This window comes from Xanthomarina spongicola (assembly GCF_003148645.1).
Taxonomy (GTDB): domain Bacteria; phylum Bacteroidota; class Bacteroidia; order Flavobacteriales; family Flavobacteriaceae; genus Xanthomarina; species Xanthomarina spongicola.
Genome location: NZ_QGGP01000007.1, coordinates 120,397 through 146,510, shown reverse-complemented (window position 1 = coordinate 146,510; position 26,114 = coordinate 120,397). Strand labels below are relative to the sequence as shown.

Below are 26,114 nucleotides of genomic sequence, written 5' to 3'. Positions count from 1 at the left end.
GCAATGGCAAAACAAGATTATTACGATATATTAGGAATAGATAAAAATGCTACTGCAGCCGAGATTAAAAAGGCGTACAGAAAAATGGCATTAAAATACCATCCAGATAAAAATCCAGACAATAAAGAAGCTGAAACTAAATTTAAAGAAGCTGCTGAAGCTTACGAAGTTTTAAGCAATGCTGATAAAAAAGCACGTTACGATCAATTTGGACATCAAGCATTCGATGGCAATGGTGGTTTTGGTGGTGGAGGCATGAATATGGATGACATATTCAGTCAGTTTGGTGATATTTTTGGAGGTGCTTTTGGAGGTGGAGGAGGTTTCTCTGGTTTTGGTGGAGGTTTTGGTGGAGGCCAACAACGTCGAGTAAAAGGGAGTAATCTGCGCATTCGCGTTAAGCTTACCCTTGAAGAAATAGCAAATGGTGTTGAGAAAAAAGTAAAAGTAAGACGTAAAGTTCAAGCTCCAGGTACAACTTATAAAACTTGTACTACTTGTAATGGTTCTGGACAGGTAACACGAATTACAAATACCATATTAGGACGAATGCAAACAGCAACCACTTGTACTACTTGTGGAGGTGCTGGTCAGACAATAGATAAAAAACCAAATGAAGCAGATGCTCATGGCTTGCTTGTTAAAGAAGAGGTGGTTTCTATTAAAATTCCTGCAGGTGTTGTAGATGGCATGCAGTTAAAAGTGTCTGGTAAAGGTAACGAAGCTCCAGGTAATGGAATTTCTGGAGATTTATTAGTTGCTATAGAAGAAGAAAAACATGCAACCTTACAACGTGAAGGAGATAATTTGCATTATGATATGTACATAAGTCTACCTGATGCTGTACTAGGTACTTCGAAAGAAATTGATACAGTTACTGGTAAAGTGCGTATTAAAGTAGAAGCAGGTGTACAGTCTGGAAAAATATTAAGATTGAGAGGTAAGGGAATACCTAGTATAAACGGTTACGGAAAAGGAGATTTACTAGTACATGTAAATGTTTGGACACCAAAAACATTAAATAAACAACAAAAAGACTTTTTTGAATCCATGAAAGAAGATGAGCATTTTTCGCCAAAGCCAGAAAGTACGGACAAGTCTTTCTTTGAAAAGGTAAAAGATATGTTTTCTTAACAAATAAGTTAATCTCAATGAATCCGTTTAATTAAACGGGTTTTTTGTTTAAATAAGCAAGATATTTTATTCAAAAAAGTAATTGTTTATTAAAAAACACTATATTTGATATATCACTATTTTAGAATAGTGGTTTTTTTCTTTTTCATAGCAATTTTTTCCCATCCTAAAATATTTTATATTTCAGGGTGGGTTTTGTTTTTTATAGAAAGGATGATTTAATTATCAATAGCTCTTCAACATTTAATATCTTTACAACTCTATTAAATAATTAACCCATATGAATAACTTATTAGAGGCACATTCAGTTTCTAAAAATTTTGGAGATTTTACAGCACTAAACAAAGTCTCTATTTCAGTCCCTAAAGGAAGCATTTTTGGTTTGCTAGGTCCAAATGGAGCTGGCAAAACAACACTTATTAGAATCATTAATCAAATAACCATGCCAGACGAAGGTCAGGTTATTCTAGATGGAGAGTCTTTAAAACCACATCATGTTAGAGATATTGGTTATTTACCTGAAGAGCGAGGCTTGTATAAATCAATGAAAGTTGGTGAGCAAGCAATGTATTTGGCTAGACTAAAAGGATTAAGCAAAGCAGAAGCTAGAACCAGATTGAAATTTTGGTTTGAAAGGTTAGAAATTGGAGATTGGTGGGATAAAAAAATACAAGAGCTCTCTAAAGGAATGGCTCAAAAAATTCAATTTGTTGTAACTGTTTTACACGAACCAAAATTATTAATATTTGACGAACCTTTTTCTGGATTCGATCCAATAAATGCCAACCTTATTAAAGATGAAATAATAAGATTAAGAAACGAAGGAGCAACTGTTATTTTTTCTACGCATAGAATGGAATCTGTTGAAGAATTATGCGATCAAATTGCATTGATTCATGAATCTAATAAAATATTAGATGGTAAATTAACAGATATAAAGAAGCAGTTTAAAACCAACACGTTTGAAATTGGTATTAGAACCTCAGATAATATTATATTAGAAAAAGAATTGTCGCAAAAATTTAGCATATCTCCAGCTAGTTTTAAAACTTTAGGTGACGAGTTGATGCTAAATGTCAAGCTGTCAGAGAAAGACGTCCCAAACGATTTACTTAGCTATTTAACATCAAAAGGAGAGGTCTCTCACTTTGTAGAATTAATACCTAGTGCAAACGATATTTTTATTCAATCTGTTAAGAATAATTAGAAAATGAACCATTTATCACTCATTATAGAAAGAGAGTATTTAACAAAAGTAAAAAACAAATCATTTATTGTTATGACTATTTTAAGTCCAATAATAATGATTGCTTTAATTGCTGTTGTTGCCTATTTATCTCAAATAAATAATAATAAAGAACGAACCATTTCAATTTTAGACGAGTCTGGAATATTAAAAAGTTCTTTTACAGATACAGAGTCTATAAAGTATAAAATTTTAGAAAATTCTTCTCTTGAAGAAGCCAAAAAAAAGGTAGACGAAAACAAAGAATATGGTTTGTTACATATCGAGAATTTTAAAGATATTAATAAATTAGGTGAGCATATAAAATTTTATTCTGAAGATTCACCTTCATTAACACTCATGTCTAGTTTAGAAAGTAAATTGGAAAAACAATTAACAGATTTAAAATTAGAATTTGAAGGTGTTGATATAGAAAAAATTAAGGCTGCCAGAGTTAGAGTAAACATAGCCCAAGAAAGTTTTATTGGAGAGAAGACATCTAAAATAGATAGTGTTGTAAAATTAATTTTTGGTGGATTAGCAGGATATTTGCTGTTTATGTTTATTATAATTTATGGCAACATGATTATGCGTAGTGTTATTGAAGAAAAAACTAGCAGAATTATAGAGATTATTATATCGTCTGTAAAGCCAATCCAGCTTATGTTAGGTAAAATTATTGGAACTTCTTTAGCTGGAATAACTCAATTTGTTATTTGGATTATTTTAGGAGGTTTACTAATGACCTTAGTATCTTTTATTTTTGGTATCGATTTTGCGCAATCACAATCTGCACAACAAGAAGTATTAAATCAAGCAATGCAAAATCCTGATGTTAATATGGAGATTCAAAATGTTATGAATGCTTTTTATAATCTGCCAATCACTAATTTAATAATAGCCTTTATTTTATTTTTTATTGGAGGCTATTTATTATATAGCTCATTGTACGCAGCAATTGGCGCTGCAGTAGATAATGAAACAGATACTCAACAATTTTTATTGCCTATATTAATGCCTTTAATTTTGGCTGTTTATATTGGTATATTTACTGTTATAGAAGATCCACATGGAACAGTTTCTACGGTATTTTCGTTTATACCATTAACTTCTCCTGTTGTAATGCTTATGAGAATACCTTTTGGCGTTCCAATATGGCAGCAAATATTATCTTTAAGTTTATTAGTAGCAACTTTTATTTTTACGGTTTGGTTTGCAGCTAAAATATATAGAGTAGGTATTTTAATGTATGGTAAAAAACCTAGCTATAAAGAATTATTAAAATGGATTAGATATTAATTATGAAAGATTTACTTGAAATTCTAAATAAATCCTATCAATTAACAGATAATATTTCCATAAGTATTATGGATGTTATTATTCTCGTTGTGGTTTTAGTAGCTGCTTCATTAGTATTAACCATGTTTAGAAAACTTATTTCTAGAAATCTTCCATATGATGATAAAAAGAAATTTAAGGCTGTTTTTTCTTATGCTAAATGGGTTATATATGTCATAATAATGCTTATTACATTTCATAGTTTAGGTGTTAATGTAACAGGTATTTTTGCAGCATCAGCTGCATTATTAATTGGTATTGGTTTAGCGCTTCAAACCTTATTTCAAGATATAATTTCTGGTGTTTTTATACTTGTTGACCAAACTGTTCATGTTGGAGATATCATCGAACTTGAAGGTAAAATAGGTCGTGTAGAAGAAATTAAATTAAGAACTACTAGAGCAGTTACAGTAGATAATAAAGTACTTATAATTCCTAACCATTTATATCTAACCAATAGTCTTTACAACTGGACTCAAAATGGCACATTAACCAGAGAAAGTGTCTCTGTTGGTGTTGCTTATGGAAGCGATGTGCAACTAGTTAAAAAATTATTAATACAAGCAGTAAAATATCATCCAGATGTTTTAAACGATCCTCCACCAACAGTTTTATTTACAAATTTTGGAGACAGCTCTTTAAATTTTAAAGTGGCATTTACGCTTAATGATAGTTTTAATGCCAGAATACCCTCAAGTGATATCAGATTTGAAATTGATAGACTTTTTAGAGAGCACAACATAAGTATTCCATTCCCTCAAAGAGATATCCATATTATTGAAAAAAAGAATTAAAAAATGCCTAGAATATTAGTAATAGAAGATGAAGCAGCCATTAGAAGAGTTTTAATAAAAATTCTTTCTGAAGAAAATAATACCTATCAGGTTGATGAAGCTGAAGATGGCTTAGTTGGTATTGAAAAAATTAAGAATGAAGATTTCGATTTAGTTCTATGTGATATAAAAATGCCTAAAATGGATGGTGTTGAAGTTCTTGAAGCTGTTAAAAAAATCAAGCCAGAAATTCCAATGGTTATGATTTCTGGTCATGGCGATTTAGATACTGCAGTAAATACCATGAGATTAGGAGCTTTCGACTATATCTCTAAACCACCAGATTTAAATAGATTGCTTAATACTGTTAGAATAGCATTAAATAGTAAAGAACTGGTTGTAGAAAATAAAATGCTCAAGAAAAAAGTGAGCAAGAATTTTCAAATGATTGGTGAAAGTACTGCTATTTCTCATATTAAAGACATGATAGATAAAGTAGCACCAACGGATGCTCGAGTTCTTATTACAGGTCCAAATGGAACAGGAAAAGAATTAGTAGCGCATTGGTTACACCAAAAAAGTGAGCGCTCAAAAGGGCCATTAATTGAAGTAAATTGTGCTGCAATACCTTCAGAACTTATAGAAAGTGAATTGTTTGGGCATGTTAAAGGCGCTTTTACAAGTGCAGTTAAAGACAGAGCTGGTAAGTTTGAAGCTGCAAATGGAGGAACCATTTTTCTAGATGAAATAGGAGATATGAGTCTGTCTGCACAAGCAAAAGTTTTAAGAGCCTTACAAGAAAATAAAATTCAACGTGTTGGTAGCGATAAAGATATTAAGGTAGATGTACGAGTACTAGCAGCTACTAATAAAAATTTAAAGAAAGAAATTGAAGAAAACAGATTTCGAGAAGATTTATACCATCGATTGGCTGTTATACTAATTAAAGTGCCATCGCTTAACGATAGACGTGAAGATATTCCATTACTAATTGAGTATTTTTCTGAGAAAATTTCTAATGAACAAGGCACTGCAAAAAAATCATTTTCAGATAAAGCTATAAAGATGCTTCAGGATTACGACTGGACTGGTAATATTCGTGAATTACGCAATGTGGTTGAAAGACTTATTATTTTAGGTGAAAATGAAGTAAGCGAAAACGATGTAAAACTATTCGCTAGTAAATGATAAAATTCTTTCGGAAAATAAGACAAGGTTTAATTTCTGACAATAAATTCAGTAAATACCTGCTGTATGCTATTGGAGAAATAGTGCTTGTTGTTATTGGAATTTTTATTGCTTTACAACTTAATTTATGGAGTGAGAATAGAAAACTTGATGATGTTAGACAAGGCTATTACCATCAACTTTTAGATGACTTAAACAAAGACAAAGTATATATTGAACAAACAATTGCAGATATAGACTCCTTTAGACTTGATTATAATAATTATATAGAGATTTTTAAAGAGCCGAATTTAAATACTGATCAAGTATTAGCAAATTTATTTAGTGTAGAAATTATGTCTTTGGTAATAGGATTTAATACCAGTACAATTGAAACTCTTGAAAACACTGGAGATATTAAATTAGTACCACCTCACATTCGTAATAAATTGGCTGAATTAAAACGAAGCCAAGATTTTATTGTGAAAGTTTCATATGGAAATGATAACAATAAAAACAATATTTTAGAAGAAGCATCACTATTAATAGGTAGCTCTACACTTTCAGAACGACTTGTTAATCAGCCAGATCTTACAGAATTTATTAAGTCCGAATTAAATTACCCAAAACTCTTTTTAGTAATGGAAGCCATGCATGAATGGAAAAAATCTTCAGAAGAGATTACACTAAAGAGTCTTAAAGACTTACTTAAAGATAATAGTGAAATTCAAGAACTAATTACTAAGGAATTAAAAGACTAGAAAAAATATCCATTTTAGTTTTTACAATGTCAGGAATACGGTTGTCTTCAACCCAAGTATGAATATCGCCTAAATAGGTCATGCCCAAATAATTTGCAGACGCTTCGAAAGGCATATTAAAACCTTCAACTAAATCATCACTATTACTCGTACTTATCATGGCCATTTGTTTCCCTCGTAATTGTCTGCCTAAATCTTTATGGATTCTAATTAGATCTGAAATTCTATCAAAAAAGGCTTTCATAATCCCACTCATAGTATACCAGTAGACTGGAGTTGCAAATATTATGGTATCATAATTTTCAATAACATCAGTTATTGTTTTCATAAAATCATCATCTGCATTTTTATATTCATAATCATAATGACCAATAGTTTTTGAGTTCAAATCAATAACATCTATTTGATATTTATTTGCTAAATAATCTACAATTAAACTGGTATCTCCTTTGCTTCTAGAACTTCCTTGAATAATAACTGTTCGTTTCATATAGTTTTTTAATCGTACTAAATAACACATTTAAAGAGTATAAAAAGAGTTTTACTTATAGAATCAATTAATAGTAATACAGAAAATATTGATATCTTTAAAAACCGAATTAATAAATATATTTAGAATTGAAGACAATAGAACCAAATACGTTTAAAGTAACTCAAAACATTCAATTAAAAAATGTAAGTACCACTTATAGTTTAGATGCTAAAAGAAAAGAGATTGAACGAGAACTTGAGGATACTAGAATAAAACTAGCAAAACTACAAGATACCATGTATGCACATGGAAAATATGCAGCCTTAGTGTGTTTACAAGGCATGGATACAGCTGGAAAAGATAGTTTAATAAGAGAGGTTTTTAAAGATTTAAATGCAAGAGGAGTCGTTGTACATAGTTTTAAAGTGCCAACACCATTGGAGTTAAAACACGATTATTTATGGAGACATTATATTGCACTTCCAGCACGTGGAAAGGTAGGTGTTTTTAATAGAACGCATTATGAAAACGTCTTAGTAACTCGTGTACATCCAGAATATATTTTAGGCGAAAATTTACCAGATGTTAATTCTCTTGAAGATGTCAATGAGGCTTTTTGGGATAAACGTTTTGAGCAGATTAATGCTTTTGAAAAACATATAGCAGAAAACGGAACCATTATCTTTAAATTCTATTTACATATTTCTAAAGACGAGCAAAAAAACAGACTGCTACGCAGACTTGAAAAGAAAAATAAAAACTGGAAATTTTCACCTGGAGATTTAAAAGAAAGAGAACTTTGGGATGCTTACCAAGAATGCTACCAAGATGCCATCAATAGAACATCTAAACCTCATGCACCTTGGTTTGCCATTCCTGCAGACCATAAACCTACAGCAAGATTGCTTGTTGGAAATATTATCTATAACACTTTAAAACAATACAAAGATATTGAGGAACCAGAATTAGACGATGATGTAAAAGCTAATTTAGAGCTTTATAAAAAGCAATTGGAAAGCGAATAATTGTCTTATGTCCTTTTTTTATCATCTCTTTAACAGTTTGACTTTTCATTAATAGTATCTTTATTTTTAAAACCTTTTTCATGCGATTTATCTTCTTACTCTTTAGTTTATTTTTTGTGTTAAACACAACTGCGCAAACAGATGCAGACGTTTTAAAAACTATTTACACAACCTCTCTTACAAATGGTCAGAGCTACCAATGGCTAGACCATTTATCTAATCAAATTGGAGGACGATTATCGGGTTCTCTAAATGCTGAAAGAGCAGTTGAATACACAAAAGAAGAGCTTGAAAAATTAGGGCTCGATAAAGTTTGGTTGCAACCAGTAATGGTGCCAAAATGGGTTCGTGGTGCTCCAGAATTTGCATTTATAGAGACAGCTCCTGGTGTTACTAAGACTGTAAATATTTGTGCTCTTGGTGGTTCTATTGCTACTCCTTTTGGAGGTTTAAAAGCACAAGTAGTTGAGGTTAAAAGTTTTGAAGAACTAGAAGCTTTAGGGAAAGAAAATATTGAAGGGAAAATAGTTTTTTTTAATAGACCAATGCAAGCAGATTTAATAAACACCTTTGAAGCTTATGGTGGTTGTTCAAATCAAAGATATGCTGGAGCATTAGAGGCATCAAAATATGGAGCAGTTGGTGTTTTAGTTCGTTCTTTAAATTTGCGTCACGACAATTTTCCTCATACTGGAAGTATGACTTATGGAGATCTATCTTTATCAGAAAGAATTCCATCTGCTGCAATAAGCACCAATCATGCTAATGAATTAAGTAGTATGTTAGCTTTAAACAAAGACCTTAAGTTCTACTTCAGTCAAACATGTCAGCAATTAAAAGATGTACAGTCCTATAATGTGATAGGTGAAATAACAGGAAGTCAGTTTCCAAACGAATATATTATAGTTGGAGGACATTTAGATTCATGGGATTTAGGAGATGGTGCTCACGACGATGGAGCTGGAGTTGTACAATCTATGGAAGTATTACGTTTATTAAAAGAAAGTGGTATTAAGCCTAAACGAAGTATTCGTGTAGTCTTGTTTATGAATGAAGAGAACGGACTTCGTGGCGCAAAAAAGTATGCAGAAGTTGCTAAGCAAAAAGGGGAAAACCATATATTCTCCTTAGAGAGTGATTCGGGTGGTTTTACACCTCGAGGTTTTAGTTTCGATTGTAGTGATGCTAATTTTAATCAAGTCTTGACTTGGCAGGAGCTTTTCAAGCCTTATTTAATTCATTATTTCGAAAAAGGATATAGTGGAGCAGATGTTGGACCACTAAAAAGCGACACCAATGTTTTGGCTGGATTGCGTCCAGATTCTCAACGTTATTTCGATTATCATCATGCAGCAAACGATACTTTTGATGCTGTAAATAAACGTGAATTAGAGCTTGGTGCTGCAACTATGGCAAGTTTGGTTTATTTGTTTGATATGTATGGTTTAGCTAAATAAAATGTTTTATGAATATTTTTTTTAAAGAAGAACAAAGATTTTCACAATGGTGGCTTTGGCTAATAATGATAGGACTTGGAAATATTCCAATTTTTGGTATTTATAAGCAATTTATTCTTGGAGAGAAATTTGGGAATAATCCCATGTCAGATTTAGGGCTTATTATATTTTCTATATTCATTTTTGGTATTATCATCCTATTTTGGTTCATGCGTTTAAAAACTGAAATAAATAACAATAAAATTCATGTAAGCTTTTTTCCTTTTGTAAACAAAGATATATTATGGACTGATGTGAAATCTGCAAAAGTAATAAAATACGGATTTGTTGGATATGGCATTAGAATAGGAATGGCACATGGAACAGTCTATAATACAAGTGGAAATAAGGGCTTGTCTCTTGAGCTTTTTAGCGGAAAGAAATATATAATTGGAACTCAAAAAGATGCAGAACTTGAAAGGGTTTTAAAAAAAGTAACAACAAAGCATGAACTTAAAAGTGAAGCATACTAAAAAGACTATTCAGTTTCTTTACTTGATTGCTCATCTTCCTTCTTCATTTTAAAATAGCCAGTTACCAAACGTACACCTAATCTTGCAAATAAGATGATGGCAATAACCATGACTATATTGAACCCATCCATAAATCAATCAATTTTTGATAAATTTAAGGCTAAATATTTGTTTTGATTCTAAGTTTATAAAGCATTTAACATTATAGATAAACTTAACAGAGTAAAGAATACCTAACTAAAAGTTTTCCATTTTCACGCCATTTAATCCATCCTGTTCCTATATTCTTGTAACTATTATCTATTAATTTTACTAAAATCCAGTCTTGTTTTATGGCTATAGGTTGCATGAGTTCAAAATTTGAATTCACATTATCTGCATAACCAAAAGGACGATGTTTGACATTTTGAGTTTCTGGGTTTAAAAATTCAATACTATGTACATGTAATAAAAATTCTGGCCAATATTGTATGTTTCCAGCTTGAGGACTAATATAGGAAGTTTGTCCATTCGTTTTATTTACTTCAACTTCTGCAAAATCTCGAATAACCGTTCTCACTTTAAAACATAAAATGCCATAATCTAGTTTTAAATGTTCTGGAACTAACCAAGGTGGAGCAGTAGCAATTACTATATTGTTGTATTTGTCATGTTTAAACGTAATACTGTCATAAGGTGTATGGTCGTTTAAAGCTTTTTCATAATTTATGTTTCCGTAGAAATAAAGCGTCTTATTTTCATATATATTTAGTGAAAATATACCTAAACCCATTTCAGAATTATCCTGAGACAGATTATCATTTTTAGTTAATAAGGCTAATAACTTGGCATGGTTGTAATTTATTGAAGATGTTTCGTTACTATTAATAGGCTCAGCTTCCATAGCTGGAGCAGTTGGATTTTTTTTAAGACGTCTTTCTTGTCTTTGTTTTTCTTGTTCTATTTTTTCCTTTTCTTTTACTTTCTGCCTTTTTTGATAATTTATTGTGTAATAACTAAAAAATACAACAATAGCTAAAGCAAGAAATATATTGAGCTTCATGATGAGGCTTCTGTTCGCTTTAACAGCAATAAAAATAGCTAGAATTAAACCGAAAAAAGCTCCAATAACGCCATATCCAAGAACAATAGCTCCACCTGCCAACATTTGTCCTTTACCAGCTTCTACAATGCCTGCATAAGTGAGGCCTATAAAAAATGAAGTAATAAAAGCTAAAAAATATAATAGGAAACTATATGGTTTTAGTGCTTGATGTGCCATGGTTAAAAGTTTAATATTTTAGTTACTGTTTCACCTTGTTTTACTTCAATTGTAAAGATTTCTTTTTTGCCAGCATATTCTTTTTTTGCAGCACTTACTTTAACCTCGTAAATTCCTGGATTAAGAATAAATTCTCTTGGATTACTAGAATCTGAAGTATAGGTTCTACTACCTGCTACATATTCGCCAGTTTCCTTACTATTAATGCTTACAACAGCATCTACTAGAACTTCGCCACTTTTTACACCAATCATGGCAATTCCAGATTTGAAATTATGTGTGGCATCTGTTGTTTTATTGGCTTCAACACTTACATCTTCAATAATAAATGTGTTTTCAAGTCCTTTAATAATTAATGCTTTTATTTCAATATCATACACTCCTGGATTAAGCTCAATAATTTGAGGTCTGTTATAAGTTCTACTGCCACCAACAACTTCACCATCTTGAGTTGTTACTTTGCTTGTACAATCCCAACCTTCATTATTATTAAGAGTGATGAGATTGATTTTTCCACCATCAAAACTAACGGTTTGATGTCCTATCTTATCTTGTATACTTTCAATGGAAATTGTTGTGCCTTTTATTTTTGAATTCTCTAAAGGTTTAATTATCATATCGTATTTACCAGGAGGTAAGTAAACCCATCCAGTATCGCGATAGGTTCTTACACCATCTACTAAATCTTTAGTTCCAGCTTTTACTACTTTGACCCATGCATCTACTGGTTGTCCATTTTTTACTGCAAAAATTGAGAAATTTCCATCAGATTTATCGACAGTTTCTGAGGTAGCTTCGGTAAGTCCTTCGCCAAGACTACTTGCATCAGCAGCATCATAGTAATGACCATTTCCTGCTTCTGCAGCACATTTCAATTGTTCTGTTTCACCTTCTTTCAATCCAAAGCCTACAATGTGTAATTTAAAATCAATGCCTTCGGCTTTAGCGTTTGTAATGACATCGCAAATATTGCCATCGCAAGATTCAATACCATCTGTTATTAAAATAATCGTAGCTTTAGTTTTACTGTCGCGTAAGGAATTAATAGCTAGTGTTGCTGAACGAGCCAAAGGTGTTTTTCCAAGTGAATTTATACTATTTACAGCATCTGTAATTTTTTCTTTTGAACTGTTTGATAAATCTACCAGATATTCAATATCGTCACAATCGCCTTTAGTTCTATGGCCATAAGCCATGAGTCCAATCTGTTGGTTTTTAGGTAAATTGTTAACAGTTGTGGTTAAAACATTTGCAGCAATTTCTTTTTTATTTTGTGCATCCAATTTCCCCCACATAGAGCCACTTGCGTCGTAGATAAATAGAATAGGAGATGGGGCTTTTTTTTCTTGTGCGAAAGGTTTAGTAATAAAACAAAACACACACAGAATAAAAGCTAAGAATTTCATAATGAGATGTTTTAGTCTTTTAAAGATAATTAAAAAGAATTTATTAAATTCAATTCATCTCATTTTTATCGAATACTATAGGGAGGTAACTATCATATTATAACCAACAACTACTAATAATAGTAAAAGGCCTAAGGCTAAAAAGCGTAAAGATTTATTTACATACTTAAACTTTATAGCAGCAATTTTTGAAATAATATAAATTTGTTGTCCTAATTGGTCGAAAAGCTGATTTTCATCAACACTAATTTTAAAAAATGTTTTTGAGAATTCTTTGATGGTTCCAAACTTAGAAATTACATCTCCAAAGAAGAAAATATTCTTTTCGTAATTAGCTTCTATTCTAGGCATAAAACAGCGTACACTAAAATAAATAGATGTCATTGTACACACAAACCATGCGCCTAATAATACATACAAGATTGGTTTGGTAGATGCAGAAACTAATGCCATTTCAATGTACTTATATGAAAAATTTAGTAAAATTCCATAGAAAGATAGTATCAAACCAGCTTTAATTTCTGATGCTTTTATTAAAGACGATACATAAGAAATACTTCCCCAATAATGGTCTATTAAATCGTCTGTGTGCTTATTTTTCTTATTACCAGAACTTGTAAATTCTTGTGTTTTCATATGTTTAGGTTTATTATAAAGTCTAAAAATTATTCTATAACTTCATATACAGTAATTGCTTCAGCTTTATTTTTTACATTAATATCTCCAATTTTTTTACATTTAAAGGCTTCTTTTACTTGGTTGTAACAAGCTTCGGAAATAATTATTTGGTTTTCTTGAGCTGCATCTTGAAAACGAGCTGCAGTATTTACAACATCGCCAATAACAGTATAATCTAACCTTTTTAAGCTAGCAGAACCTATATTTCCAGAAATCATTTCACCACTTTTAATACCAATGGATACTTTAGGAATAAAATCTTGTAAGTTTTCTGGTTTTGGAAGGCTATTTATTTTTTCTCTAACTGCTAATGCTGCATCAATAGCTCTATCTAAGTGATATTCTCCTCTAAAAACTGCCATGATGGCATCTCCAATAAATTTATCTATGAAACCTTGCTGAGCCATAATTTCTTTTACCATTTCATCAAAATAGGTGTTAATTATAGTTACTACAGTATCTGCAGGTGCTGTTTCACTTATTTTTGTAAAGCCACATAAATCTATAAACATAACCGTTGCCTCAATAGTTTCGTTAGCCATAATAGTTGATTCGTACTCACGACTTCCCATAAAATTTAGTACATTTTCATCGACATACATTTTAAGGATGTTATTTTCTTTTATGGCTTGCAATGTTTCCTTTATTTGTTTGCTATGTTTCAGTGTTTTTTCAACAGTTATGGTTAAATCTTCAAAATCTATGGGTTTAGTAATAAAATCGAAAGCGCCACGATTCATGGCAGTTCTAATGTTTTCCATGTCTCCATAAGCAGAAACTATAACCGATTTTAACAAAGGATTTTGTTCGCTTAATCTACTCAACAAAGTAAGACCATCCATTTCAGGCATGTTGATATCGCTCAATACAATGTCTACTTCTGGATTGTCAAGCAATTTCTCTAAGGCATCAACACCATTTATGGCGAAAAAAAACTCGTATTCTTTATTGCGTATTTTTTTTCGAAATTTTTGCTTGATTAAAACCTCTAAATCTGTTTCGTCATCTACAACAAGTATTTTAGCCATTATATTAAAGTTTTTAATTTGTCTTTTAAAAGATTAAAATCCAAAGGTTTGGTTAAAAAATCGTCTGCACCAAGTTTTTTGGCTGTATTAAAATTTTCATCATCACCATAAGCAGTAATCATCATAACTACTGGAGGAGGAGCATAAAATTTTTGTTTTATATGGTCTAATAATTCCAGACCACTCATTCCTGGCATATTAATGTCAGACAGAATAAGTACTGCTTCTTGCTTGTTTTTATTTAAATAGGAGAGTGCTTCTTCTCCTGAAAACGCAAAAACAAAGTTCATATTTCCTGTTTTAATTTCTTTTCTAAAACGTTGTAGAAAAAGTGTTTTTACATCGTGTTCGTCGTCTACTACTAATATTTTCATCTTTTTTAAATTGGTAGTGTTATAATAAATTCTGTTCCTTCTCCTTGTTTGGTTTCCACCTTCAATTCGCCTCCATGACTTTTTGTAACAATATCATAACTCATACTCAGCCCTAATCCTGTACCTTTTCCAGTTGGTTTGGTTGTAAAAAAGGGTTGAAAAATTTTATCTAATACTGTTTTAGGAATGCCATTACCATTGTCTTTTACTGAAATAGCTACCCAATTACCATCCTTCTTAGTAGTTAATGATACTGTTGGTTTGTAACTATCTTTTGCTTGTTGTTTTTTTTCATTCACCACATAAAATGCATTGGTTAACAAGTTTAAAATAACACGTCCTATGTCTTGTGGTATGACATTTATATTGCCAATGCTATCATCGTAATCCGTTTCTAAAGTAGCATTAAAACTTTTGTCTTTGGCTCGTAAACCATGATAGGCTAATCTTAAATATTCATCGGCCAACACATTGATATTTGTAGGGTCTTTAGTTCCTGTACTACTTCTGGAATGTTGTAACATCCCTTTTACAATACCATCTGCACGTTTGCCATGGTGATTTATTTTTTCAAGATTTTGTATCACATCGTCCATAATGGCTTTAACTTCTTCCATGTCGCCATTCTCTATTTCTTCAAGCATTTCGTCTAAAAGCTCTTTACTGACTTCTGAAAAATTATTGACAAAGTTTAAAGGGTTTTGAATTTCATGAGCAATTCCAGCCGTTAATTCACCCAAACTTGCCATTTTTTCGGATTGGATTAATTGGTTTTGAGTGAGTTGTAGTTCTGATAAGGCTTCTTCGGCACTTTTTTTAGCGGCTTGTAATTTTATTAAATCTTGTTCTGCTTTTTCTGCATTGGCTTCGGCAATTTTTAAATCTTTAAATCGTGTGTACGTCAAATTAAAAACAGCTGCGAAGCGCTCTAGTAAATGGATGGTGTCATCAGGTTGTTCTACAGGAGCAGCCATACCTATTAAGCCACCAGAAAAATAAGCAATGGTTTGGACTCTTCTTTTTTGCTTTAAACCATCTATAAAAGGAATCTTCATGTCTTCATTTAAGTATTTGAAATAAGCTTCCAGTTCTTTTCCTTTCATATCGATTACAAGCGACTTTTTTTGCTGTTTCCAGCCATCCAGCATTTTTTTTATGAATTTGTTTTTTGAAGCCTGTGGCGAAAAATGAACAGCAAGCTTGCTACCATCCTCGTTTGTTGTCCAAGCTTCTATGGTATCATTATCGCTTTTAACAATGCCAATAAATAAACGGTTAGGAGCTATGCCTAACTCTAAAAGTTGTTTAAAAACAATAACAGAGGTCTCAGCTAATTCATCAGAGGTTTGCATAGCAAGTGTTCTGCTTCTTACGCGCTCTAAAGAAGCTTCAATTTGTGCTTCCCTAGCTTGTGCTTCTGATTTTTTCAAGTCTAAAAATCGCGTATAAGCCTGTTCAAAAACATGTGCAAACCTGCTAAAAATGGCATTTTCTTCTTTTGTGAAAGGAATAGCTCTGTAATTGCCAACATATAAATTTATGCTTTTAAGCAAGAAACTTGATCGCGCAAAACCTGGAGCATTTAATATAAAATCTTTAGCTTCCTGAGGTAGGTTTTTTAACTCTGAAAATTTAATTAAATGTTCGCTCCATTCCTTGTTTTCTTCTGAATTAAAAACATCTTCTATAAAGTTGATCCCTTTTTTTTGTGCCTCCTTAACAGAATTTAGCACTCGAGAATTAATAAAAGGCACTTGAATTAACATCGGTTTTGGTTGTCCTTTAGATGCAATCCAGAATTTAAAATCTCCTTCTTGGTTATTCTTTCCAAAACTAACAGTCTCAAATTTTAAATTCAATTGTAATAGTTGCTTAGCAACAACGTCTATAACCTCCAACATCTCCTCACTTTTATGCATTGCCATACTACGTGAACGAACACGCTCTAAAGCTGCTTCTATTTGTGACTCTCTTGTTTGAGCTTCCGCTTTTTGCAGATCCATAAACCGTATATAAGCTTGTTCAAAAACTTTGGCAAAGCGTTTCATTATTTCGGCATCGCTTTCAGAAAGAACAGCTCCAGTTAGTGAAGGGATAATAATTGCCGAATTTTTTGACCAAGCAGCTGAGAGATTATGGCTGTCAGCTTGAAGTACAAACTGTTTATAATCGTCGGGCATCTTGCAATAATCACTATTCTCAAAGGCTTGTTTGAAAAAATCATTTTTCACTTCTACAGGAAATTCTTTAGAGAAAAAGGCATCTCCTCGAATTTTAGAATCCCATGCTTCACTAAAAATAGGATTATCAAAATAGGGTACCAAATATCTTCCTGAAGTTGAAAAGTCATCAACAGCTATCCAATGCACAACGTCTTTGTTATCTGGGAAATAAGTACAGAGAATGACACCACCTGCATCGAATATAACTCCTAGTTCCTTTAGTTTTTCGGCAACAACAGCAACTACTTCCTGAAGTTCCTCAGGTTTATGCATGGCCAAAGAACGTGAACGTACTTTCTCTAAAGCTGCTTCAATTTGTGATTCTCGTGCTTGTGCTTCTGCTTTTTGTAAATCTTCAAAACGTTTATAAGCCAAATCGAATGCTGCTCCCATTTTAGTTAAAATGGTTTCCATTTCATTGGAAGGTGGATTCAATAAATCGATAACCAACTTCCCATTATTTAATTTTTTTACGGCATGATGCAAACGTTCTAATTTTGTGGATTCAGTATATTCTTCAACTTCATCGGCAATGTTATTTTTATTATTTTCTCGAAGCCATGCAATAATTCTTTTAAAGTCTTTTGCTTCTTGTAATTCTAAAAAGTAGTCATTTGGATTTTCCCAAACACGTTTTACATATAAATGAGGATCCGATTTTTTTAATTTAAAAGTGATGTCAAAAGGGATCTCATAACCAGCATCATCTTTTTCTAAGGATGACAAATCCCACATTCTTACTTTATCCTCGCCTTCATTTAAGAAAATAGTTGCGGCAATCACATCAGGAATATCTAGAGACATGACTTCGTCTTTTAGCTTTGCTACTACTTGCATAATCTCTTCAGATTTGTGCATAGCTAAAGCTTTGGCTCTTACACGTTCTACTGCTAAGTTTATTTGAGCTGTTCTGGTTTGCTCCTCTGCTTTTTGAAGATCTAAAAAACGTGCATAGGTTTGTTCAAAAACCCTTGTAAACCTGGCTAGTAAAGTCTCTTCTTTTTCAGTAAGGTAGGAACCTGAGACTAGGTGTAAATATCCATGTGAAAAATTAAAGCAATAAAATACAGTTGGGTCTGGGAACTGATTAAGCACCATTTCTTCTGCTTCTTTAGAATTGAATGTGGTAATGGCATATTCAAGGTGTTTTTTTCGCTCTTTACCAGCAACTGTTTGATGGAATACCGTTTGTTGTTTTTTCCATGCTTCATAGCGTTCGTCAAAATGGACATCTCCAGTTAATGGTAGATGAAATAACCCTAGAGAGTCTCCTCCTGGACTTGTAACCCAAGTTGCTTGTCTGTTGGTTTCCTCATTTATTTCTACATAACCACAAGTAGCAAAGTTGGTAACGCCAAGTGCTATCAGTTCTTTGTACAAAAGGACGACGACATCTTTAACTTCTTCACCTTTTTGCATGGCCATGGTTCGGCTTCTTACCTTTTCTAAAGCCGTCTCTATTTGTGCTTCTCTAGCTTGTGCTTCTGCTTTTTGAAGATCCTCATATCGTGTATAGGTTAGGTCAAAAACTTCTGCAAATCTGCGAATGATATGTTTATCTTTATCAAGAGGTTCTAAATCAGAAAAAAAGTATAATCCACCAGCTCCGAAAGGTGAGTAGTGGTAATACTCTTTTTTCAACGATGTGGATTTTCCAATTACTTCCTCAGATAGAATAAATTCACTATTGGATACTTGTATATAGTAGTCTTCAAGTTCTTTTCCCTCAAGAGTATATGTAAAAGATTTTTGAGTTTTCCAAAAATCAAAAGTTTTAATAAGCATAGGGTGATTTGTGAGAGAGGTAATACCTGTTGCTAATTCTTTTGTACCGTCTTTAGCAACAACAATTGACCAAAGTTGACAATCTTTGGTTTCTGGATTAAAAATCCCAATACCACTGCGCTCTATGGAAAGATTAAGTTTTTCTAACTCGTCAAAAAGGATACTTGTACAATTCACCAAATCGTCACTTTTTCGCATGGCCATAGCTTGTGAGCGAACGCGTTCTAGAGAGGCTTCAATCTGTGCTTCTCTGGCTTGTGCTTCAGCTTTTTGAAGGTCTAGAAAACGCGTATATGTTTGTTCAAAAACTTTCCCAAAACGTTTAAATACTTCCCAATCGTTTGGAACAGGTTCATAAGTGATAAACATGAGATAACCATGTGTATAATAAACAATATGAAAGATTTGAAAAGTTGGTAAATCAATACCTTTCTTGTCAAAGTCTTCTAAAACTTCTCCAATGCCTGGAAGGGTTTTCATAAAGTCGTAATGCTTTACTAATTTCTTACCACCCAATTCTGCAACATGAAAAGATTCTTTGTTTTTAAGCGGTTTCTCAAAATTATAACCTTCGCCAATAGTAGGTAACGAGAATCCTTTTTGAATTTCACCTTCGCTACTCATATTGCACCAAGCACTTTTTTGGTTGTCCTCCCAAATACAATACCCAGCACTCCAAGCTGGAATGCCTAACCCTTGTACTTGAAGAAACAAGTTGTTTGCAGCTTCTGGTAATTCGCTACTACTTTGCATGGCCATAGTTCTAGAACGTACTTTTTCTAAAGCCATTTCTATTTGTGCTTCTTTGGCTTGTGCTTCTGCTTTTTGTAGGTCGAGGAAACGACGATATGTCATTTCAAAGACTTTTGCAAAACGAATTAGCATGTCTTTTTGATCAGAAGTCAATAACTCACTACCAACCAATAATAGATAACCTTGTTTAAAGTTGAAGGTATGTACTACAAGACGTTTAGGTGAAATTGCCAATAACTGTTTAACTGTCATTGGAAAATTGATAGTCCGTTCAGCCATAAAAGTCTGATGCCTTATGGTTTCTATTTCATCTAATTGTAAGATTAAAAAAGGTTCTTGTTTTTTCCAACTGTTAGTAATGTCTTTCATTACTTTGGTTTCAGTTTGACGCAAACCAACAGGAGCATTCATAATTTTTCCAGTTCTGGGATCTATACTATGGCTCCAGCCAATTTTTTCTTCTTCGTCAAAGAGTACATAACCAGTAGTTAGTTTTTCAATTCCAAGTTTTGAAAGTTCTTGGAACAAAATTGAGCCAGTTTCATGTAATTCTTCACTTTTGTGCATAGCCATACTACTGGCACGAACTCTTTCTAAAGAAGCCTCAATTTGCGCTTCTCTGGCCTGTGCTTCTGCTTTTTGAAGGTCAAGGAAACGTGTATAGGTTTGCTCGAAGACTTTTGCGAAACGTTTAAAAACGTCATGAGCATCAAGAACTTGCTCTTTAGTTATAAACAACAGATACCCATATTTAAAATAAACGACATGGTCTATTTGATAGGTTGGGAAACCTTTATTTGTTTTCTTTAAATTTTTTAAGACATCACCAATTACAGGAAGCGAGCTCATATATTCGTAATGATCTGTACATGTTTTACCAGAAAATTCCTGAATGAACAATGATTCTCCTTTTTGACCTTTTTGATAATATTTTTTAAATATTCTTTTTCTAGGCACAGTATAAGTAGGTAGTATGCCAGCTTCGTTTCCAAACCATTCGGTTGAGTCTTTTTCACCATAAATATTGAAGGCGCAACCCCAAGTTTTAATACCTAATGCTCTTACTTGTTCATCTAATAAGAAAGAGGCTTCTTGTAATTCGTCACTATGTTGCATAGCCATAGTTCGGCTTCTCACTTTTTCAAGTGCCAATTCTATCTTCACTTCTTTAGCTTGCTTTTCAGCTTTTTGAAGGTCTAAAAACCTTCGATGTGCTAAGTCGAAAGCTCCTGCAAATTGTATTAAAATATCTAGATCTTCTGCAGGTGGATTTTTCACTATTCCTGGCAAAGAGTAACCTATTTCTCCATGAGTGGTTCTTGCCATAATAAAGGTCAAACCACCAATATGTTTAATGTCATCATGAGTTGGTGCTTGCGGATCTATACTTTGAAAATCACCTAAGTTGACCATTTTGTCAACATAATCAATGGCTTCGTCAATATTCATAGCATACACAACGGTTGGTTTTTTGCTTTTTTCCCATTTTGCTAATTGAGGAATGTCACCATGAATATGTCTTGGTAACTCCATGACAAAACCAATTTTGCTACCATCACCAGAAGTCATCGCTTTTTCATAGGTTTTTGGCAACCACATCATATGCCAGAAATAATGGGCTTCATGACCTAGTTTAATAAATTCGTTACGCATAGTAACCACGATATCAAGTAAGTCTGAAGATTCTTTCATGGCAACTGCTTGAGCACGAATACGTTCTAAAGCTGTTTCTACTTCGAGTTCACGATTTTTTTGCTCCAGCTCAGTAGTTCTACGTAGAATAGCTTCTCGAAGCTCTTGATTTTCAAGATGGACTTTATCGAAGCCAATGGTTTGCCCTTCTTCAGATTTAGAGTCTGGCATCGAAAAATGTTGATATATAAAACGCCAGCCTTCTTTAGTTTTATGCATTACAGAAGAAAATCGAAATCTCCCATAATAACTCCAGTCCTTATCGTTTTTAAACCAAGCATCAAAAAAATGGGTTAAAAAAACATGTTCTCCAAATACTTCAAGTGTTTTAGTTTCCTTGCGCAAATCTGTCAATCCTGCAAATTGGTCTCCTGTAGCTCTAAAAAAATCTGTAGTATCTTTTTTGTTTAGAAATTCTTCATTGTTTGTCGAGCCTATAAAATGATAGTCTTCATCAAAATAATAATTATATGTTTCGACATCTGCATTCAGGTATCCTTGCATCCAAGTATCATAAATCTTCCAGATTTCGGTTTCTATTTTTTTGGTCAGTTTCATGCGTTTTTGGTTGTTGGCAATGTGATAATGAATGCTGTGCCTTCGTTTTCTTTGGTGTTTACTTTAATGTCGCCACCATGTGCTTTAATAATATCGTAACTTAAGGATAAGCCTAATCCTGTCCCTTGTCCAGTAGGTTTGGTTGTAAAAAATGGTTGAAATATTTTATCCAATACTTTTTTAGGAATACCATTACCATTGTCTTGAACTTGAATTTCTATAAAATCTTTATTTTTTTTTGTTTCAACAGTTACTTTAGGTTCATATCCTTCAATTTGCATTTTTTTCTTTTCATTACAAGCATAAAAGGCATTGGTTATTAGGTTTAATACAACTCTTCCAAAGTCTTGTGGCACAATTTCTATTTTTCCAATGGAATCATCTAAATGTGTTTCTAATGCAGCATTAAACGATTTGTCTTTGGCACGTAAGCCATGATAAGCCAGGCGTAAATATTCATCTACCAAAACATTGATATCTGTTAATTCTTTTACTCCAGAACTGCTTCGACTATGTTGTAACATGCCTTTTACAATACCATCTGCACGTTTTCCATGGTGGTTTATTTTCTCTAGATTCTGAATGACATCTTGAGCAATGGCATTGACTTCTTCCATGTCGCCATTTTGAAGCTCTTCTAGCATCTCTTCTAGCAATTCTTTACTGACTTCTGAAAAATTATTGACGAAGTTTAAGGGGTTTTGAATTTCATGTGCAATACCAGCAGTCAATTCACCTAAACTTGCCATTTTTTCAGATTGAATTAGTTGTGTTTGAGTCGCTTTAAGCTCATCTAACGATTTTTGAAGTGCATTTTTTGTGTCTTCTATAGCTTTTCGTTTATGCTCTAATTCTTCAATGGTTTCCTCTAATAAAATAGCAGTGGTGCGTTTTACTTTTTCAGTTCGTTCTAATTTAAAATCTGAAATGAGCAAATCTTTATCGGCACTTTTTACCGATTTTAATAAGGCAGCTTTGTCATCTTCAGAAAAGTGATTTGAACTTTCAATAAAATCTAAAATATGTTGTAGGTGTTGGTTCATTCTTTTTCTTTTAGGGTTACCCAACAACATGCTCCTGAATGAAAATTTTGTTTGCCATTTAGCACGCGTCCAAATTCACCATAGGTAAAAAAACCAGCCATTGGTGTATTCCACGTTTCAGCGAGTCTTTCATTTTCATCTGTTACCATTGGTCCAAGAATAGGGTGTCTTCCTGCGCATGAAAAAATCAACATGGCATCGGCTTCTTCTTTAGAATCTTGTTTTAATTGGGTTGCTTTTTCAATTACCTCTTCAACAATATCGAAATCTGGAGGATTGGTAAACCAAAATTTTGTGCCTTCTGATATAGGTAGATTCATGACAAGTGCTTTTTCATTACTGTCAATTTTCATTGGTGTTATTAGTATTGTTTCGTTTTTATCCCTTTCTACTATGAATGGATATTCAAATCCTAACTCTATAAATACATTAAAATTGTTTTCTGTTATTTTGCCTTCTTTCCCTAAATATTTCAAGTATAGTTCAACAGCAGATTTATTATCTATCTCGTAAAGTAAATTGTCATTGCTTTTAGTAACTGTCCTTGTAATTCCCAAAGGTTTCCAACCAGTAATGGCCATTCCTTTTAAATTAATTTTATCTGCGTTTAATACCAGAGCTACAAGTCCACAAGCAGTTTCTTTTTCATTTGTAAAAACAAAGCTTCCTTTAAATAACCAATCATCTCCTGCCATACCTCCAAAGAAAATTTTATCTGGTCCGAGGCTTTCTTCAAGTCTTTTTACCATTTTCTCGCCTTCAAAAATTTCTTCTTTTTCGTTAACGCCTGGACTGCAAACTATAAGCGAGGGATTAATAAATTGTTTCAAGGCAGTATTAGCCAGATTTGAAACTGTTTCATCCAAGGTTCTATCTCCTATGTCTTCAAAAAGAATGGTGTAATGATCTTTTGATAATTCTAAAAGTAAAATGGCAATTTCACCTTTAGTTTGGTGTCCATTTATAAACTCGCCACAGGATGTGGCACCAAATACATCCAAGTTTTTGGAATCTAACAATTTACATATAGCGTTTCTGTCTTGCTTTACAGAAATAAAGACAATGGCTAATGTTGGGTTAAATCTATCAACCATTGCATTATCCAATTCACTTTGGATGTCAGAAACAGATTTACCATGTATTGATTTTGATCTCATTTTTTATTTTTCTTTTAGGGCTACAACACAACAGGCATTGTTGTGAAATTCATTTGTGCCAATTTTTGATTTACCATATTCGCCATAAGTAAAAAAGCCTACCATAGGTGCATTCCAAACGTTTTGAACTTGTTCTATTTCTTCTTTCATTAAAGCTCCAAACGATAGATGTCTGCTTACACACGAGAACATAATTAAAGCATCTGCCTGTTGTTGCTCATTATCTTTAATACTCGCACATTCTGCAACCACTGTTTCTATGGCGTCAAAATCTGGTGGCAGTGAAAACTTGATTTGAGCACCTTGAGGTACGCTTCCAGTACAGATAAGTGAACGATCTTCACTGTTTGCAAATCTGGTTGCACGTATTACAGTATCACCGTTTTCTCTTTCCAATTGAAGTGGGTAATACCAAGAATTGTGAAATGCAACGATGCCTGTGTTATTATCTTGCTTTACATCTACACCAAGGTATTTCATTAACATATCCAATGCTGGTTTGTCGTCAATGGTATATACAATATTGCCTTCGCTTTTAGTCACAGTTTTTGTGGTGCCAATAGCATTCCAGCCACAGGTAGCGATACCTCTTACATCTATTTTGTCTTCATCTATGATGAGTGCTATTAAGGCGTTATCTTTATTTTTATTGTTGGTAAAAACAATGGGTTTTTCAGCAATCAAATCATCTCCTGCCATCCCTCCAAAAATGGTGACTTCCTCTCCAAAACCTTGCATGATGCCATCCACAATTTGTTCGCCATCTATGAAAATTCCACCTGTTGCTATGATGAATGCAGGATTAGTAAAGGTTTCTTTTCCAATACCTCCTAGTTTTTTTGCATCTTCTAAAGTAGTTTCTGTACTTGTTTCAAGAAATATTAATTTAAAAGATGATGGATTCATATCGAGCAACATGATGACAATGCTACCTTCTTCAATATCACCATCAATAAACTCTCCAGCAGTTGTAGCTCCAAATACAGTAATTTCTTTTTTGTTTAAAACATTAATTACGCTAAGCCAGTCTCGCTTTATAGAAGAAAAAACAACTGCTAAAGTTGGCTTGAATCCATCAGAAGTTGCCTTATCAATTTCTTTGATAATGGTTTCTGTGGAATTGGCTTTTATTGTTTTTGATTTCATCTTTTATTTTTCTTTTAATGCCACGACACAACAGGTGTTATTGTGAAATTCGTGCTTTCCTGTTTTTGATTTTCCAAATTCTCCATAGCTAAAGAAACCAACCATAGGAGCGTCCCAAACTTGTTTCACCTGCTCAATTTCTTCTGTCATTAAAATACCAAAGGATAAATGACGACTAATACAGGAAAACATGATAAGTGCATCAGCTTCCTTTTGCCGTTCTTTTTTCACTTCTTTGCATTCATCAATAACTTGTTCAATAGCATCAAAATCTGGAGGAAGTGAAAACCTGACTTTAGCTCCTTGTGGCACTGTGCCTGCACAAATAAGAGAACGATCTTCTTTATTTCCCCACATTGCAGTACGCATCACAGGAGTTACATTTTCTCTTTCTAATTGTAAAGGGTAATAAGCTCCAATATTGGTCAGAACATCATTTCCAGAATCTAAATCTATATCGAGACCAAGGTACTTCATGACCATATCAAGAGCGGGTTTATCATCTATGGTATAAACAATATTACCTTCACTTTTTGTAACAGTCTTGGTGGTCCCAATAGGCTTCCAACCACAAGTAGCAATACCATTGATTTCAATTTTATCTTCATCAACAATTAATGCAAGCAAACCATTCACGGCACTTTTTTCATTTGTAAAAACTAGTGGTCCTTGCATGGCTAAATCGTCTCCTGCCATGCCTCCAAAAACGGTTACTTCATTACCAAAACCTTTAATGATACCTTCAATAATTTTTTCACCATCTATGTGCAACCAACCTGAAGCGATAATAAAAGCAGGATTATTAAAGGTGTTTTTTCCAGCTATACCAATTTGTTTTGCATTTTCATGGGTTGTATGTTCACCTGTTTCAAGAAATAGAACTCTGAAATGCTTAGGGTTTATATCAAGCAGCATCATGACTATGCTACCTTCTTCAATATCTCCATCTATAAACTCTCCTGATGTAGTAGCTCCAAAAACAGCAATTTCTTTTTGGTTCAATACATCAATAATAGCTTTCCAGTCTTGTTTAATTGAAGTGAAAACAATGGCTAATGTTGGCTCGAAACCATCAGAAGTTGCCTTGTCAATTTCTTTTTTGATAGCTTCGGTTGAATTGCCTTTTACTGTTTTTGAAATCATTTAT

General features: G+C 33.0%; 21 protein-coding genes. 9 read left to right on the top strand and 12 right to left on the bottom strand.

Translation table 11 applies throughout. The features are described 5' to 3' along the window. Nucleotides 1-3: 3 nt before the first annotated feature. The 6 genes from dnaJ (at nucleotide 4) to LX78_RS12745 (ending at nucleotide 6,398) form a co-directional block, all read left to right on the top strand. Complete coding sequence (dnaJ, locus tag LX78_RS12770; RefSeq protein WP_109683081.1) at nucleotides 4-1,134, top strand: molecular chaperone DnaJ; 1,131 nt, start codon at nucleotides 4-6, stop codon at nucleotides 1,132-1,134. Between the two features lie 280 nt (nucleotides 1,135-1,414). Then, entirely contained in the window at nucleotides 1,415-2,341 is a 927-nt protein-coding gene (locus LX78_RS12765) for an ABC transporter ATP-binding protein (protein WP_109683079.1), read from the top strand. Between the two features lie 3 nt (nucleotides 2,342-2,344). Then, nucleotides 2,345-3,658 carry an ABC transporter permease gene (locus LX78_RS12760; protein ID WP_109683078.1) on the top strand — a complete coding sequence of 438 codons (1,314 nt, stop codon included), beginning with the start codon at nucleotides 2,345-2,347 and terminating at the stop codon, nucleotides 3,656-3,658. 2 nt (nucleotides 3,659-3,660) lie between these two features. Next, nucleotides 3,661-4,491 (top strand): mechanosensitive ion channel family protein, encoded by an 831-nt coding sequence (locus tag LX78_RS12755; protein WP_109683077.1) that lies wholly within the window; start codon nucleotides 3,661-3,663, stop codon nucleotides 4,489-4,491. 3 nt (nucleotides 4,492-4,494) lie between these two features. Continuing rightward, on the top strand, nucleotides 4,495-5,658 hold the full coding sequence (locus LX78_RS12750; RefSeq protein WP_109683076.1) for a sigma-54-dependent transcriptional regulator: 1,164 nt from the start codon (nucleotides 4,495-4,497) through the stop codon (nucleotides 5,656-5,658). Next, complete coding sequence (locus LX78_RS12745; RefSeq protein ID WP_109683074.1) at nucleotides 5,655-6,398, top strand: hypothetical protein; 744 nt, start codon at nucleotides 5,655-5,657, stop codon at nucleotides 6,396-6,398. The genes LX78_RS12750 and LX78_RS12745 overlap by 4 nt, the downstream gene beginning before the upstream one ends. Here the strand turns inward: LX78_RS12745 and LX78_RS12740 are convergent. Next, nucleotides 6,379-6,888, bottom strand: coding sequence for a flavodoxin family protein (locus LX78_RS12740; RefSeq protein WP_109683072.1), 510 nt, complete (start codon nucleotides 6,886-6,888; stop codon nucleotides 6,379-6,381). The two genes, LX78_RS12745 and LX78_RS12740, sit on opposite strands and share 20 nt — an antisense overlap. A gap of 128 nt (nucleotides 6,889-7,016) precedes the next feature. Between LX78_RS12740 and LX78_RS12735 the strand changes: the two genes are divergently transcribed. From LX78_RS12735 to LX78_RS12725, 3 genes are all read left to right on the top strand, one after another. Continuing rightward, nucleotides 7,017-7,895, top strand: a complete 879-nt coding sequence (locus LX78_RS12735) for a PPK2 family polyphosphate kinase (protein ID WP_109683070.1) — start codon at nucleotides 7,017-7,019, stop codon at nucleotides 7,893-7,895. An 80-nt stretch (nucleotides 7,896-7,975) separates the two neighbouring features. Next, nucleotides 7,976-9,352 carry a M20/M25/M40 family metallo-hydrolase gene (locus LX78_RS12730; RefSeq protein WP_109683068.1) on the top strand — a complete coding sequence of 459 codons (1,377 nt, stop codon included), beginning with the start codon at nucleotides 7,976-7,978 and terminating at the stop codon, nucleotides 9,350-9,352. A gap of 8 nt (nucleotides 9,353-9,360) precedes the next feature. Then, a complete protein-coding gene (locus LX78_RS12725; protein WP_109683066.1) occupies nucleotides 9,361-9,864 on the top strand; it encodes a hypothetical protein in 504 nt (167 codons plus the stop codon). A 5-nt stretch (nucleotides 9,865-9,869) separates the two neighbouring features. Here LX78_RS12725 and LX78_RS15010 read toward each other — a convergent pair whose 3' ends face one another. The 11 genes from LX78_RS15010 to LX78_RS12675 form a co-directional block, all read right to left on the bottom strand. Continuing rightward, nucleotides 9,870-9,995 carry a hypothetical protein gene (locus LX78_RS15010; protein WP_281267914.1) on the bottom strand — a complete coding sequence of 42 codons (126 nt, stop codon included), beginning with the start codon at nucleotides 9,993-9,995 and terminating at the stop codon, nucleotides 9,870-9,872. Nucleotides 9,996-10,078: 83 nt separating this feature from the next. Beyond that, nucleotides 10,079-11,125 (bottom strand): hypothetical protein, encoded by a 1,047-nt coding sequence (locus LX78_RS12720; RefSeq protein WP_109683064.1) that lies wholly within the window; start codon nucleotides 11,123-11,125, stop codon nucleotides 10,079-10,081. 2 nt (nucleotides 11,126-11,127) lie between these two features. Further along, nucleotides 11,128-12,531: a VWA domain-containing protein gene (locus tag LX78_RS12715; protein WP_109683062.1), complete on the bottom strand. Its 1,404-nt coding sequence runs from the start codon at nucleotides 12,529-12,531 to the stop codon at nucleotides 11,128-11,130. Between the two features lie 75 nt (nucleotides 12,532-12,606). Then, nucleotides 12,607-13,167: a Pycsar system effector family protein gene (locus LX78_RS12710; protein ID WP_109683061.1), complete on the bottom strand. Its 561-nt coding sequence runs from the start codon at nucleotides 13,165-13,167 to the stop codon at nucleotides 12,607-12,609. A gap of 29 nt (nucleotides 13,168-13,196) precedes the next feature. Continuing rightward, complete coding sequence (locus tag LX78_RS12705; protein WP_185117715.1) at nucleotides 13,197-14,237, bottom strand: adenylate/guanylate cyclase domain-containing response regulator; 1,041 nt, start codon at nucleotides 14,235-14,237, stop codon at nucleotides 13,197-13,199. Then, complete coding sequence (locus LX78_RS12700; protein WP_109683057.1) at nucleotides 14,237-14,611, bottom strand: response regulator; 375 nt, start codon at nucleotides 14,609-14,611, stop codon at nucleotides 14,237-14,239. The genes LX78_RS12705 and LX78_RS12700 overlap by 1 nt, the downstream gene beginning before the upstream one ends. Nucleotides 14,612-14,616: 5 nt before the next feature. Continuing rightward, the gene (locus tag LX78_RS12695) at nucleotides 14,617-21,621 is read right to left on the bottom strand and encodes an ATP-binding protein (protein ID WP_109683056.1); all 7,005 of its coding nucleotides are present in this window, start codon (nucleotides 21,619-21,621) and stop codon (nucleotides 14,617-14,619) included. Then, nucleotides 21,618-22,664, bottom strand: coding sequence for a sensor histidine kinase (locus LX78_RS12690; protein WP_109683054.1), 1,047 nt, complete (start codon nucleotides 22,662-22,664; stop codon nucleotides 21,618-21,620). Before LX78_RS12690 ends, LX78_RS12695 begins: the two co-directional genes overlap by 4 nt. Next, entirely contained in the window at nucleotides 22,661-23,821 is a 1,161-nt protein-coding gene (locus LX78_RS12685) for an FIST signal transduction protein (protein ID WP_109683052.1), read from the bottom strand. The genes LX78_RS12690 and LX78_RS12685 overlap by 4 nt, the downstream gene beginning before the upstream one ends. Before the next feature lie 3 nt (nucleotides 23,822-23,824). Continuing rightward, a complete protein-coding gene (locus LX78_RS12680; protein ID WP_109683050.1) occupies nucleotides 23,825-24,967 on the bottom strand; it encodes an FIST signal transduction protein in 1,143 nt (380 codons plus the stop codon). Nucleotides 24,968-24,970: 3 nt separating this feature from the next. Then, nucleotides 24,971-26,110, bottom strand: a complete 1,140-nt coding sequence (locus LX78_RS12675) for an FIST signal transduction protein (RefSeq protein ID WP_109683048.1) — start codon at nucleotides 26,108-26,110, stop codon at nucleotides 24,971-24,973. Nucleotides 26,111-26,114: the final 4 nt, after the last annotated feature.